A 13,669-nucleotide genomic window follows, 5' to 3' on the forward strand; every position below is an offset into this window, starting at 1 on the left:
AGAGGAGGATTTCGTGACCGACTTCCCCGCCATCCGCCGCCGCGCCCTGATGGGCGCGCTGGGCGTGACCGCCACCCTGCCCTGGCTGGGCCAGGTGACGCCGGCCCAGGCCGCCGCCAACGACCTCGTGGTCGGCGTGCCCGACAACCTGACCGGCCTGGACCCGGCCGATGTCAACGACACGCTGTCGCAGTCGGCCTGCCGGATGATGCTGCAAGGGCTCTACGGCTTCGACCCGGAGATGAAGCTCATCCCCGTGCTGGCCGAGAGCTACGCCGCCGATGACAGCGCGAAGGTCTTCACCTTCAAGCTGCGCCAGGGCATCTCCTTCCACGACGGCACGCCTTTCGACGCCCAGGCGGTGAAGGTGAACTTCGAGCGCGTCGCCAACCCCGACAACCGGCTGAAGCGGCAGAGCCTGCTCGCCATGCTCGACCGGGTCGAGGTGGTGGACCCGATGACCGCGCGCGTGATCCTGAAGGAGCCCTTCGGCGCCTTCGTGAACACCATCGCGCACCCGGCCGGCATGATGCTGAGCCCCAAGGCGATCGCACAGTTCGGCAAGGAGATCGGGCGCAACCCGGTCGGCACCGGCCCCTTCGCCTTCGTGTCCTGGAACGCCGATACGCTGAAGGTGAAGAAGAACACCGGCTACTGGAAGCCCGGCCTGCCGAAGGTGGAGACGGTGACCTTCCGCTCCGTGCCGGAGAACGGCGCGCGCATCGCCATGCTGCAGACCGGCGAGGCGCAGTTCATCTACCCCCTGCCGCCGGAGATGGCCGCGGTGGTGCAGCGCAGCCCGAATGTCGAGATCGTGGACAGCCCGTCGATCATCGCGCGCTACGTCTCGCTGAACTGCATGAAGAAGCCGTTCAGCGACGTGCGGGTGCGGCAGGCGCTGAACCACGCGGTGAACAAGGAGGCCTATACCAAGGTCGTCTACAACGGCTTCGCGCAGCCGCTCGACGCCCCGATCCCGCCGAAGCTGGGCTTCTACAGCCAGCAGCAGCCCTATGCCTACGATGTCGCCAAGGCGAAGCAGCTCCTGGCCGAGGCAGGCTATCCCAACGGCTTCGAGACGGAGATGTGGGCGCAGAACAACACGCTGGCGCAGCGCGGCGTGCAGTTCATGCAGCAGCAGCTCGCCGCGGTCGGCGTGAAGGTGAACGTCATGCCGATGGAGACCGGTGTGCTGCAGAACCGCATATGGTCGGTGCAGACGCCGGAGGAGGCGCAGATCCAGACCTATTACGGCGGCTGGTCCTCCTCGACCGGCGATGCCGACTGGGGCCTGCGTCCGCTGCTCTGGGGCCAGGGCTTCCCGCCGAAGCTCTACAACACGGCCTATTACAGCAACCCCGATGTCGACAAGGCGCTGGAGGCCGCCATCGCCACCGCTGATCCGGCGAAGCGCGAGGCGCTGTACAAGGATGCCCAGGCGCGGATCTGGAAGGACGCGCCCTGGATCTTCCTCGGCGTCGAGAACGTGCTTTCGGCCAAGAGCAAGAAGCTGACCGGGATGTATCGCATCCCTGATGGCGGCCTGCTCATCGAGGAAGCGGCGCTCTCCTGATGCTCGGCTACGCCCTGCGCCGCCTGCTCGGCGCCGTGCCCGTCCTGGTCGCGGTGTCGATCTTCGTCTTCGCCTTCGTCCGCCTGCTGCCGGGCGATCCGGCGCGGCTGGTGGCCGGACCGGATGCGACGGCGCAGGACGTGGCCCTGGTGCGCGAGGAGATGGGCCTCGACCGGCCCATCTGGGACCAGTACCTGCGCTACATGGGGAACACGCTGCGGGGCGACCTCGGCCGTTCCACCAAGACCAAGCGCCCGGTGCTGGAGGAGATCGGCGAGCGCTTCATGCCGACCTTCTGGCTGACGGTGGTGGCCATGGTCTGGGCCACCGTCGTCGGCGTGCTGATCGGCGTCCTCTCCGGCGTGAAGCGCAACCAGTGGCAGGACCGGCTGGGGATGATCTTCGCCGTTTCCGGCATCTCCTTCCCCTCCTTCTGGCTCGGCCTGCTGCTGATCAATATCTTCTCGGTGCGGCTCGGCTGGCTGCCGACCGGCGGCTACGAGGGCTGGACCAGCTTCATCATGCCGGGCTTCACCCTGGGCACCACGGTGGCGGCGATCCTGGCGCGCTTCTCGCGCTCCGCCTATGTCGAGGTGGCGTCGGAGGACTATGTTCGCACCGCGCGCATGAAGGGCGTGCCGGAGCGGCGCGTGGTCTGGCACCACACCCTGCGCAACGCGCTGATCCCGGTGATCACCATGACCGGGCTGGAATTCGGCACGCTGCTCGGCGGTGCCATCGTGATCGAGACGGTCTTCGCCTGGCCCGGGCTGGGGCGGCTGCTGATCGACAGCGTCTCCTACCGCGACTATCCCGTGATCCAGGCGCTGATCCTGCTTTTCGCCCTGGAATTCGTCCTCATCAACCTCGTCGTGGACCAGCTCTACGCCGTGGTGAACCCGGAGATTCGCCTGAAATGAGCGACGCTCCCCTCGACGACATCGCCGGCACGGGCACGACCGCGCCGCTGGAGATCCAGTCCCCCTGGGGCGAGTTCTGGCGCCGTTTCCTGCACCAGCGCGTGGCGCTGGTGGCGGGGGCCCTGATCCTGCTGGTGGTTCTGGCGGCCATCGCCGCGCCCTGGATCGCGCCCTACGACCCGGCCGAGCCCGACTACAACAACATCCTGGCCGGCCCCTCCGCCCTGCACTGGGCGGGCACGGATGCCTATGGGCGCGACATCTTCAGCCGCATCCTCTGGGGCGCGCAGATCTCGCTCTCGGTCGGCTTCCTTTCGGTCATGCTGGGCGGCGTGCTCGGCGTGGCGCTGGGCCTCGTCAGCGGCTTCTTCGGCGGCTGGGTGGACAGCCTGGTCATGCGGCTCTGCGACGTGATGCTGGCCTTCCCCGGCATCCTGCTCGCCATCGCCGTGGTGGCGCTGTTGGGGCCGGGCGTGGCGAACGTCATCTATGCCGTGGCGGTGTTCAGCATCCCGATCTATGCCCGGGTGGTGCGCGGCAGCACCCTGGCACTGAAGCAGACGCTCTATGTCCAGGCGGCGCGCTCCATCGGCGTGAAGCGCTGGGCGCTGGTGATGCGGCATATCCTGCCCGGCACGCTGCCGGGGGTGATCGTCACCACCTCGCTGCGCATCGGCACCGCCATCCTGGTGGCGGCGGGGCTGAGCTTCCTGGGCCTGGGGGCGCAGCCACCTTCGCCGGAATGGGGGGCCATGCTGGCGGACGGGCGCTCCTATCTCGGCGTGGCGGACCACCTGACCTTCTTTCCCGGGCTTGCCATCTTCCTGACGGTGCTGGCCTTCAATCTTTTGGGAGACGGGCTGCGCGACGCGCTGGACCAGAAGCTGCGCTGACCGGAACGGCAACAGGGCTTGTCCGCTGAAATTCCAGGCCCATCGCCAAGCCGCGGCGATGTGGCTTGCCAGCGGCTGCGGGTTTCGCCAGCATCCCTTGCATCGCCGCTATCAGTTGCGGGGGCTCGCCCCATCCGCCACAGACGGGTCAACGGCCCTGGCCTGGGGGCGGGTGCAACCCTCGCCTCCTTCAACTGCTTGTGCAACAAGCCGTCGCGTATCTCGGACGGAACGGATTCGGAGTGACTTGATGAGCACCAAGACCACGGAAAAGAAGCCGGCGGCCAAGAGCGACAAGCCGAACGCGCTGCAGCAACCGCTCCAGCCCTCCCCCGAGCTGGCCGCCGTCGTTGGCGAGGGCAAGCTGGCCCGTGGCGAGGTCGTCAGCAAGGTCTGGGAATACATCAAGGCCCATGACCTGCAGAACCCGAAGGACAAGCGCGAGATCCTGGCCGACGACAAGCTGAGCAAGGTCTTCGGCAAGGACAAGGTCACCATGTTCGAGATGAACAAGTACCTCGCCCAGCACCTGAAGTAAGGCCGGGCGGCCGGTTCCTGGCCCTGGGGGCAAGGCTCTGCCTCGCCCCCAGACCCCCACTCCGCCAGGACTCTTCGAGCCCTGGACCCGGTTTGTCGGCGTTTGCTGACAATCGGATCGCTTCCCGGCGACTGCTTGTGCCCCCAGCGTGGGCAGCGTGATTTTCCTCTTTGGAAGCTTGCCGGTCCACCTGCTGCCCAGGGGATCGGATCGCAGGCTGACCTTGCCGCACCGGGCCAACGTCAGGCTGGGCCTGGGGGGATACGATCCTCCCAGCGGTGGGGGTTCCGGGAGCAGGCGGAGCCTCCCCCGGGGGTAACCACTGGTACTCCCCGCGGGATCACCCCGCCACGGCATCCATCTGCCACGACACCAGCCGCGCATAGGCACCCTGGCGCGCCAGCAGCGCCGCGTGGCTTCCGGCCTCCACCACCCGGCCGCCCTGCATCACCAGGATGGTGTCGGCGTTGCGGATGGTGGACAGACGGTGGGCGATCACCAGCACCGTCCGGTCCCGCATCAGCGCCTCCAGCGCCGCCCGCACCTGGGCCTCGCTGATGGCGTCGAGATGCGAGGTCGCCTCGTCCAGCACCAGCACCGGCGCATCCTTCAGGAAGGCGCGGGCGATGGCGATGCGCTGGCGCTGCCCGCCGGAGAGCTGCACGCCGCGCTCCCCGACCGGCGTGGCCAGGCCCTGGGGCAGGCCCGCCACGAACTCCGCCAGCGCCGCCTGCTCTACGGCACGCCGCAGCTCCGCCTCGCCCGCCTCGGGCCGGGCGAGGCGGATATTCGCCTCCAGCGTGTCGTTGAACAGGTAGGTGTCCTGCGCCACCAGGGCGACATGGCGGCGCAACCCGTCCAGCGTCAGGTCGCGCAGGTCGGTGCCGTCCAGCAGGATGCGTCCCGCCTGCGGGTCCCAGAAGCGCAGCAGCAGGCTGGCCACGGTGGACTTGCCGGCGCCGGAAGGGCCGACCAGTGCCGCGGTGCGCCCGGCGGGCAGGATGAGGTCCAGCCCGGTCAGGGCCGGACGGCTGCGGCCGGGATAGGTGAAGTCGACCGCCTCGAAGGCCACCTCCGACCCGCCCTTGGGCGAGGCGGGTTCCACCGTGCCGCCCACGACCGCCGGCACCTCGCGCTCCACCACGCGCAGCCGGCGGGTGGAGGCGATGGTGTCGGCGAGCTGGCGCCCGACCTGGGCGATCTCGGAGACCGGCAGGAAGGCGGCGATGGCGAGCAGGATCAGCATCGGCAGCAGCGCGGCATCGAGCCGCCCGCTGGCGGACAGGGCCGCGCCCACGGCGCCGACCGTGAGCCCGCCCAGGCCGGTCGCGACATCCAGCGCCGCCGCGGCGCGGGACTGGTCCTGCATCAGGGCGAGGCGCCGATCCTGATAGGCGGCCACGCGGGCCAGGAAGCCCGCCCGCCGCGCCTCCACGGCCCGGAAGGCCAGCAAGTCGCCCAGGCCCTGGATGGTCTCGGTCACATGCGCGCCCAGCTCGCCCAGCGCGGCACGGGATTCCGCGCCCAGCACATCGATGCGCCGCCGCGCCAGGGTGGGGGCCAGCCCGGCGTAGAGCAGGAAAGGCAGCAGCGCGAGGGCCAGCGGCCAAGCGGCCCACGCCAGCACGCCGAGCACGGTCAGCGGCACCAGCAGGGCCACCACCGCCGGGGCGACGGTATGGGCGTAGAAATACTCCACCGTCTCCACATCCGTGGTGGCGAGGGAAACAAGGTCGCCCGTCCGCCGCCGTAGTAGATAGGCGGGACCGAGGGAGTCCAGGCGGTCGAACAGTGCGATCCGCATCTCGGCCAGGAGACGGTAGGCGATGTCATGTGCCAGCCAGGATTCCAGCCAGTGCAGCCCGCCCGCCACCGGCGCGGCCACCAGCAGGGCGATGGCGAGGCCCGTCACCGATCCGCCGTCCCGCAGCGCCGCGATCAGCAGCGCACCCAGCACGCCGACGCCGATGAAGGCGGCCACGCGGCCGATGCCGAAGAGCACGGTGAGCGCCATCTTCCCACGCCAGGGGCGGATGTAGCGGATCAGGCTGGACAGGGTCTCGCCCCAGCCGACCGAGGCGGCGGCGGCATTGAGGTTCTCCGGCTCCGGCGCGGCCTCGCTCTCCGCCGGCCTATGGCTCTCCGAGGCGGGGCGCAGCGCATCGGCCAGCGTCCCCTGCCCCCTCTCCTCCGCCTGGGCGCCCATGAGCTGCCGGTAGATGCCGCCCTGGCGCATCAGCGCGGCATGGGTGCCGCTTTCCGCCACCCTGCCGCCGGACAGCACCAGGATGCGGTCCGCGCCGATCACGCTGGACAGGCGGTGCGCCAGGATCAGCACGGTGCGGCCCTGCATCAGCCGGTCCAGCGCCTGCTGGATCACCGCCTCGTTCTCCGCATCCACGGCGGAAAGCGCCTCGTCCAGGATCAGGATCGGTGCGTCGCGCAGCAGGGCGCGGGCGATGGCCAGACGCTGCCGCTGCCCGCCCGACAGCCGCGCGCCGCGCTCGCCGATCAGGGCGTCGTAGCCGCCGGGCAGGGACTGCACGAAGTCATGGGCGTTGGCGGCGCGGCAGGCGGCCTCCAACTCGGCCTGGCTCGCCTCCGGGCGGCCCAGGCGAAGATTCTCGGCGACCGTGCCGTGGAACAGCGTGGCATCCTGCGCCACGATCGCCACATGCGCGGCGATGCCGGCGGGGTCCAGCGTCGCAACGTCCTGGCCGCCGATCAGGATGCGCCCCGCCTGCGGATCGAACTGCCGCAGCAGCAGCCGGATCACCGAGGACTTGCCGGCACCGCTGGGGCCGACGAGGCCGACGCGCTCGCCGCCACGGATGGCGAAGTCCAGCCCGTCATGCGCCGGCTGCCGCCCGCCGGGATAGGCGAAGCGCACGCCCTCGAAGCGGATCTCGGGCGCCGTTTCGCCCAGCCGGAGCATGGCGCCGCCCGGCCGGATGGCGGGCTCGGCCTCCAGCAGCGCGTGCAGCCCGGCGGCGGCGGACTGTCCGATCATGCCCTGGTGCAGCACGGAGCGCAGGTCGCGCAGCGGGCGGAAGATCTCCGTGCCGGCCATCAGCACGACCAGCAGCGCCTCCAGGCTCATCTCGCCGCTGGCGACCCGGTGCGCGCCGAGGATGAGCGCGATGGCGGAGCCCAGCGCCATGCCCGTGTCGGTGATGCCGCGCGTCATCACCGACAGGCCGAGGACGCGGAAGGTGGTGCGGTAGAGCGCGCGCGCCTTCACGGCGAGCTGGCGCCCGTAGGCGGCGCTCTGCCCGAAGGCCTGCAGGGTCGGCAGGCCCTGCACCGCGTCGAGGAACTCCCCGCCGAAGGCCTTGAAGGCCTTCTGCCGCTCCAGCGCCGCCCGCTTGTCCCAGCCATGCACCAGAGCCGGCAGCACCAGGGTCAGCAGCGCCGCCGCCAGCAGCACCAGTGCCACCGGCACGTCCCACCAGGCGATGAACAGGAAGATCGCCACCGGGGCGCAGGCGGCGATGGCAAGCTGCGGCAGGTACTGGCCGAAGAAGGTCTGGAGCTGTTCCACCCCGTCGATCATCGAGAGCATGACGCCGCCGGTGCGCTCCCCCGCGAACCAGGCGGGCCCCAGGGCGGCGATGCGGTCGAAGAGCGCGCCGCGCAGCTTCGTCTGCACCGCGGCGGCGGTGCGGTGCGCCAAAGCGGTGCGGGCATGGTCGAACACCCCGCGCAGCAACACCGCCAGCACCGCCCCGGCCAGTGGCCAAGCGGCCCCCACGAGCCCTTGCCCGTCGAAGACCCGGGCCAGGGCCACGCCCAGGAAGGCGAAGCGCGCGATGCCCGCCGCCAGCGCCAGCAGGCCCAGCATCACGCCGAGCAGCATTCCGGGCCGCAGGCCCCTGGTCAGGCGCCACAGGCGCACATCAAAATACATGCCGAATCCTCGAAGCCCGCAGCCGCGCGATGCGACCCTGCCCCGATGCTGGGCCGGCGCCGACGCCCCGGCAAACGCAAGCTATTCATCCGCAGTTGAGCTATTTCGAACGGCCATGACCGCCCATCTGCCCTCCCTTCCCGCCCTGAAGGCCTTCGCCGCCGTGGCGCGGGAGGGCAGCTTCGTCCGCGCTGCCGAGATGCTGCACGTCAGCACCAGCGCCATCAGCCACCAGATCCGGCAACTGGAGGACCAGCTCGGTACGCCGCTGCTCAGCCGCGCGCGCAACGGCAGCGGCCATAGCCGCACTGCGACCACACTCGCCGGGCAGGAACTGCTGCTGGTGGTGGAGGACACGCTGGAGCGGCTGGCCAGCGCCTGCGGCGCCATCCGCGACAGGGCGCGGAACCCGCGCCAGAACCTCGCGGTCTCGGCCAACGGCTCCTTCGCCTCGCTCTGGCTGGCGCCGCGCCTCGCCCGCTTCGCGGCGCTGCATCCCAGCGTCGCCTGGCATATGCGCGCGGTGGAGACGAACGTGCCCGACATGGCGGCGGAGGGGCTGGATCTCGCCATCCTGCGCGCCCGGCCCGGACGCGTCGTGCCGCCGGACCGGCTGCTCTTCGCCGAGACGGTCTTCCCCGTCTGCAGCCCCGCCCTGGCCGCCATTGCCACCCCGGAGGAACTGCTGCGCCGCAGCCTGCTGGAGGAGGACGGCGACAGCCCGGAGAAGAACTGGTCCACCTGGATGCCCATCCTGGGTCAGGCGCCCGGCACCGGCCATGTGCTGCGCTTCAGCGGCTACAACCAGGTGATCGGCGCCGCTTTGGCCGGGGCCGGGGTGGCGCTGGGGCGCTCGCCGCTGCTGGATGCGGAACTGGCCACCGGGCGGCTGGTGCGCCTCTTCGCGCCGCTCTCCCTGCCCGGCACCTGGGCCTTCGTCCTGCGCGCGCGCCCGGACGCCGCCCGCGACCCGCATGTGGTGCAGCTCTGCGACTTCCTGCTGCGGGAAGCCGGCTCGATCCTGTGAGGCGCGGCGCCTTCCGGCCAGCCCCGGGGCGGAGGCTCCGCCTCCCCCGGCCCCCCTCCGCCGGGGACCGAAGCCGGTCCCCGGACCCCTGGCTTGAGTGGGTGCCCGTGGTGGCCGTCAGCCTTCCCCTCGGGATGCGCAACGCCGGACGGTGGGAGCGGCAGGTCAGGCGGTGGCGCCGGCCTCGGCGGCCAGGGCGTCCCGCCACCCTTCCAGCCATTCCCGGGCCTTTTCTTCCGGCATATCGCCCGAGCTGGCATCGCAGCACAGGATCTCCCCGACGCGCCGGGCGCCGCGCACGGCGAGGGCCTTGTCGAACAGCCTGCCACCCTCGCAGAAGGTCTCGTAGCTGCTGTCGCCGAGTGCGATCACGCCGTAGCGCAGGCCGGACAGGTCGAGCGCGGAGGCGCAGAGCGTGTCGTAGAAAGGCCTGGCGCCATCCGGCACCTCGCCGTCGCCATAGGTGGAGGTGCAGAGGATGCAGGCCTCCGCACCATCCAGCACGGCGGGGTCGCCGCCATCCATGGCGACGATCTCGGCGCCGTCCAGGGCGGCGGCCAGCTCGTCCGCCACCATCTCCGCCGTGCCGGTCATGGTGCCGACCAGGATCAGGAGCCTCATCGCGTGTTCTCCTCTGGGAAAGTCAGGTCCAGGAAAAGCCGTAGGCGGTGATCTCGCGCAGCAGGGCCTCGGGGCCCTTCTCGCCCGAGGCACCACGCAGCCAGATGCGGCCGTGCACCTCCAGCCCGCGCAAATCCACGCGGCCGTCGAAGCGCGCGGCATTGCACCAGAATCCGCCCAGGCATTCGGTGTCCTGCAGCGTCACGGAATCCGCGAAGCGGGCGCTGTCGCAGGACAGGTTGCCGAAGGCCACGGCGTGGTCGAGTTCCGCCAGGGCGGCGAAACGGGCGCCGTCGAAGCTGGCGGTGCCGCGGAACTCGGCGCCGGAGAAGCGCGCCTGCCGCTCGAAGACCGCGCCGTCGAAGCGGGCATCGCGGTCGAAGCGCGCGCCGGAGGCGTCGATGCCGCCCTCGAAGCGGCAGTCCTGGAACCAGGCGAGCCCCTCGAAGACCGTGCCCGCGAGGCGCAGCGGCGCGGCGAAGACGGTGCCGCGCAGGTCGAGATGGCCGAGCGCGCGGCCGGACAGGTCCAGCGGCACCTCGATGCGGCGGCCGCGCAGCTCCACCACCTCGCCGGGGCGAAGCGGGGCGGCGATGGCGAGCGGGATGTCGCTCATGCCTCGGCCAGCTCGCGGCACAGAGCCAGCAGGGCGGCGCGGGAGGTGCCCTTGCGGCGCACCCGCCCGGCGCTGGCCGCCTCCTCCTCTGCGGCGCGGATGCGCAGCCAGTCGGCGAAGCCGACCGGCGCCACGCCCCGCTCCCGCAGCAGGGCGGCCAGCCCTTCCCGGCCCGGCTTCGCGCCCGTGGCGGCGGAGAGCGCCGCGCGCGCCGCATCGGCGACCAGCCGCGCCTCGGCCCGGGCCTCCGGGATGGTGCCGCGCGGGCCACGGCGGAACCAGCCGGCGGCGTAGAGGTCCGGAGCGAGTTCCGGCGGCAGGACCTCGCCCGGCGGCAGGCCGCAGGCCGCTCGGTGCAATGCCTCGCTGGGGCCGGGCTCGAAGCCGATGGCGGTCAGCACCGTGTCGGCGGGGATCTCCTCCACCGCGCCGCTGCGGTGGTCGCGGAAGCGCACCGCCTCCACGCGGCCGGTGCCAAGCACCGCCTCGGGCACGAGGCCGAAGCGGAAGGCGAGGCGGCGATCGCCGCCGCCCGCGCCGTCCAGCGCCCGCAGCGCGGCAAGGCGTGCCGCGGCGGCGGCATCCTCCGGGACTGCGTCATCGTCCAGCGGCACGCTGATGCGCGTGCCGGCGAGCTTCCCGAACTCCTTGATCATGGCCACGTCGAAGCGTGCCGCTTCCGGCGCGCCACGGCCCACCACCGTGACCTCCCGCACCGAGGCCAGCACGGTGGCATGGTCCGGATCGAGGTCGCTGCCCGCCAGCTCCGCCTCGTCCTTGCTCAGCAGGCGCGCGAGGTCGAGCGCCACGTTGCCGTTGCCGATCACCACCACCCGCGCACCGAGGGCGAGCACGCGCCCTGCCTCGTCCGGATGGCTGTTCAGCCAGCGCGTCACCCAGCCCGAGCCGTGCACGCCCGGCAGATCGTCGCCAGGGATGCCGAGGCGCCGGTCGCCCGAAAGCCCCAGGGCCAGGAAGACCACATCGTAGAGCCCGCGCAGCACCTCCAGCGTCACGTCGCGGCCGATCCCGACATCGCCCCAGAAGCGCACGCCCTCGCGCTCGAAGAGCCGGTCGAACTGGCGCGACACCGCCTTGGTGCCCTGGTGGTCGGCGGCCACGCCATGGCGCAGCAGCCCATAGGGCACCGGCAGGCGCTCGATGATGTCGATCTCCGCCTGCGGCCAGTCCCGGCGCAGGGCCTGGGCCAGGAAGCAGCCGCTGGGGCCGGAACCGATGATGGCGATGCGCTGGGTCATGTCAGGATGCCCAAGGATGCGGTCGGCCGGGCAGGTCCACGTAGAAGGACTTCTGCGCCATCCAGGCGCGGATGCCCTCGCGCCCCTTCTCGCGGCCCAGCCCGCTGTCCTTCACGCCGCCGAAGGGGGTGGAGATGGAGAACTGCTTGTAGGTGTTCACCCAGACCGTCCCCGCCTCGATGGCCCGCCCGACGCGCCAGGCCCGGGGGAAATCGCGCGTGTAGATGCCGCAGGCGAGGCCGTAGTCGTTGTCATTGCCCATCGCCACGACCTCCTCCTCGCTGTCGAAGGGCAGCACCACCAGCACGGGGCCGAAGACCTCCTCCCGGCAGATGCGGGCGGTGTTGTCCAGACCCGCCAGGATGGTGGGGCGCAGATAGACGCCTTCCTCCATCCCTTCGGGCCGCCGGCCGCCGGCCAGGATCTCGGCCCCCTCGGACACGGCGTCGCGGATCATCGCCTCCACCGAATCCCGGTGGTCGTCATGGATCAGCGGCGCGACCTGGGTGCGCGGCTCGAAGGAATGGCCGACGCGCAGCGCCTCCGTGGCCGCCACGAGGCGAGAGACGAATTCGTCATACACCGCGCGCTGCACGAAGAGGCGCGAGCCGGCGATGCAGGACTGGCCGGTGGAGGAGAAGATGCCGAACAGCACCCCCGCCAGCGCCACGTCCAGATCCGCGTCGGCGAAGACGATGGTGGGGGACTTGCCGCCCAGTTCCAGCGAGACGGGCATCAGCTTCGCCGCCGCCTTCTGCGCCAGGGCGCGGCCGACCTCGGTGCCGCCGGTGAAGGAGACCTTGCGGATGGCGGGATGCGTCACCAGCCGCTCCCCCACCACGCCGCCCGCGCCGGGCAGGACGGAGAAGAGCCCCGGCGGCAGGCCCGCCGCCTCGACGATGCGGGCGAGCTCCAGGCAGACCAGCGGGCTCCAGGAGGCGGGCTTGAGCAGCACGGCATTGCCGGCGGCGAGCGCGGGCGCGACCTTCTGCGCGTCCGAGGCGATGGGCGAGTTCCAGGGCGTGATCCCCGCCACCACGCCCAGCGGCTCGTGCACCGAAAGGGTCAGCGCATCGCCCCGCTGCGGCGTCAGCGCCTCCTCCGAGGTTTCCAGCAGCGCCGCCATGTAGCGGAAGGTGCCGGCGGCGCTCATCGCCAGGGCGCGCGTCTCGGCCAGGGTCTTGCCCGTGTCGCGCGACTGCACGTAGCTGATGCGGTCGACCTCGCGCGCGATGCCTTCGGCGATGCGGTAGAGGTGAGTCGCGCGCTCATGCGGGCGCAGGTTGCGCCAGGACGGGTCGCGCTGCGCCTTCTGCGCCGCCTCGATGGCGAGGTCCACATCCTCCGCCGAGGCGCCGCGCAGCACGCGGTTCAGCGAGCGGTCGGCGGGGAAGGTCGAGGTGATCTCGGCACCCCGCCCCTCACGCCATTCGCCGGCGAAATAGAGCTTTCCCTCGGGCAGGTCGAATGGCCGCATGAGACTGGCCTCCCTCAGATGACGGTGGCGGAGGCGCGGTTCAGCAGCTCGCGCGCCACGCTGTACCCCGCAGTCAGCGAGGTCTTGGGATTGGCCGGCGAGGGGCGCCCCTCCAGCCGGATGGTGAAATCGGCGCAGCCGGAGCGCACCGCGACCTCGTGGACGTTGCGGGTGATGCCGGGATCGGCGATCAGCCTGACCCGCACCGTGTCGAACCCGCCCGCAGCCAGCGCCACGGTGGCGGCGACATTGGCATTCTGTGGATAGTCCCGCGCCGCCTCGCGCGCCGTGCCCTCGTAGAAGACCGTGGGCTCCGTCAGCGCGTCGAGATCCAGCCGGGTCTCGGCCGGCGTGCCCTTCCAGGCGCGCGGCGGCTTGCGGCCGAGATAGGTCACTTCCTCCAGCCCCGAGAGCCGCGCGGCGCCCAGCGCGTCGATGCCGCCCACGGCGCCGGGGGGCAGGACGAGCTTCGCGCCGCCCGCCTGCGCCGCAGCCTCCAGCCGCACATGCAGATCGGCATCCGCCAGGGCCCCGATGGCGATCACCACGAGGTCGCACCCGCCGCGCAGCACGGCCTCGCCATGGTCGCGCACCGCGCCATGGCCCGCGCATTCCGCCACCACATCCGGCGCATCGGCCAGGAAGCCCGCGATGTCGCCGCGCACGGTGCTGGCCTCCGCCACGCGGTGCGCGGCGAGCAGCGCCTCGGCCTTCGCCTCGCTGCCGGGGCGGACCAGGATGGTGACATGCTCCAGCGGCGCGGGGAGATGCGCGGCGAGGGCCTCCAGCACCGTCGCCGCCATGCCGCCCGCGCCGATCAGGCCGAGGCGCCGCATGC

General features: G+C 71.6%; 11 protein-coding genes. 5 read left to right on the forward strand and 6 right to left on the reverse strand.

Translation table 11 applies throughout. The features are described 5' to 3' along the window. The first annotated feature begins 13 nt into the window (after positions 1-13). From gsiB to RGI145_RS18960, 4 genes are all read left to right on the forward strand, one after another. A complete protein-coding gene (gsiB, locus tag RGI145_RS18945; RefSeq protein ID WP_237183135.1) occupies positions 14-1,573 on the forward strand; it encodes a glutathione ABC transporter substrate-binding protein GsiB in 1,560 nt (519 codons plus the stop codon). Beyond that, complete coding sequence (gsiC, locus tag RGI145_RS18950; RefSeq protein ID WP_075799601.1) at positions 1,573-2,493, forward strand: glutathione ABC transporter permease GsiC; 921 nt, start codon at positions 1,573-1,575, stop codon at positions 2,491-2,493. The genes gsiB and gsiC overlap by 1 nt, the downstream gene beginning before the upstream one ends. Further along, positions 2,490-3,386 (forward strand): ABC transporter permease subunit, encoded by an 897-nt coding sequence (locus tag RGI145_RS18955; RefSeq protein ID WP_051418074.1) that lies wholly within the window; start codon positions 2,490-2,492, stop codon positions 3,384-3,386. The genes gsiC and RGI145_RS18955 overlap by 4 nt, the downstream gene beginning before the upstream one ends. A gap of 250 nt (positions 3,387-3,636) precedes the next feature. Then, entirely contained in the window at positions 3,637-3,924 is a 288-nt protein-coding gene (locus tag RGI145_RS18960) for an SWIB/MDM2 domain-containing protein (protein WP_019463082.1), read from the forward strand. A gap of 340 nt (positions 3,925-4,264) precedes the next feature. On the opposite strand, the gene RGI145_RS18965 is transcribed toward RGI145_RS18960, so the two are convergent. Next, the gene (locus tag RGI145_RS18965; RefSeq protein ID WP_075799602.1) at positions 4,265-7,831 is read right to left on the reverse strand and encodes an ABC transporter ATP-binding protein; all 3,567 of its coding nucleotides are present in this window, start codon (positions 7,829-7,831) and stop codon (positions 4,265-4,267) included. Positions 7,832-7,946: 115 nt separating this feature from the next. Here RGI145_RS18965 and RGI145_RS25460 point away from each other — a divergent pair, with 115 nt between their 5' ends. Then, positions 7,947-8,858: a LysR substrate-binding domain-containing protein gene (locus tag RGI145_RS25460; RefSeq protein WP_075799603.1), complete on the forward strand. Its 912-nt coding sequence runs from the start codon at positions 7,947-7,949 to the stop codon at positions 8,856-8,858. Between the two features lie 165 nt (positions 8,859-9,023). On the opposite strand, the gene RGI145_RS18975 is transcribed toward RGI145_RS25460, so the two are convergent. Genes RGI145_RS18975 through RGI145_RS18995 form a run of 5 tightly spaced genes read right to left on the reverse strand, consistent with a single transcriptional unit; the run spans position 9,024 to position 13,667 of the window. Next, positions 9,024-9,479: a flavodoxin domain-containing protein gene (locus RGI145_RS18975; RefSeq protein WP_075799604.1), complete on the reverse strand. Its 456-nt coding sequence runs from the start codon at positions 9,477-9,479 to the stop codon at positions 9,024-9,026. A gap of 22 nt (positions 9,480-9,501) precedes the next feature. Then, on the reverse strand, positions 9,502-10,095 hold the full coding sequence (locus RGI145_RS18980) for a pentapeptide repeat-containing protein (RefSeq protein WP_075799605.1): 594 nt from the start codon (positions 10,093-10,095) through the stop codon (positions 9,502-9,504). Continuing rightward, positions 10,092-11,354, reverse strand: coding sequence for an FAD-dependent oxidoreductase (locus RGI145_RS18985; RefSeq protein WP_075799606.1), 1,263 nt, complete (start codon positions 11,352-11,354; stop codon positions 10,092-10,094). Before RGI145_RS18985 ends, RGI145_RS18980 begins: the two co-directional genes overlap by 4 nt. A 1-nt stretch (position 11,355) precedes the next feature. Further along, the gene (locus RGI145_RS18990) at positions 11,356-12,831 is read right to left on the reverse strand and encodes an aldehyde dehydrogenase (protein WP_075799607.1); all 1,476 of its coding nucleotides are present in this window, start codon (positions 12,829-12,831) and stop codon (positions 11,356-11,358) included. A 14-nt stretch (positions 12,832-12,845) separates the two neighbouring features. Further along, a complete protein-coding gene (locus RGI145_RS18995) occupies positions 12,846-13,667 on the reverse strand; it encodes an aspartate dehydrogenase (RefSeq protein WP_075799608.1) in 822 nt (273 codons plus the stop codon). Between the last annotated feature and the right edge of the window lie 2 nt (positions 13,668-13,669).

The sequence above is a fragment of the Roseomonas gilardii genome, assembly GCF_001941945.1.
Lineage (GTDB): Bacteria > Pseudomonadota > Alphaproteobacteria > Acetobacterales > Acetobacteraceae > Roseomonas.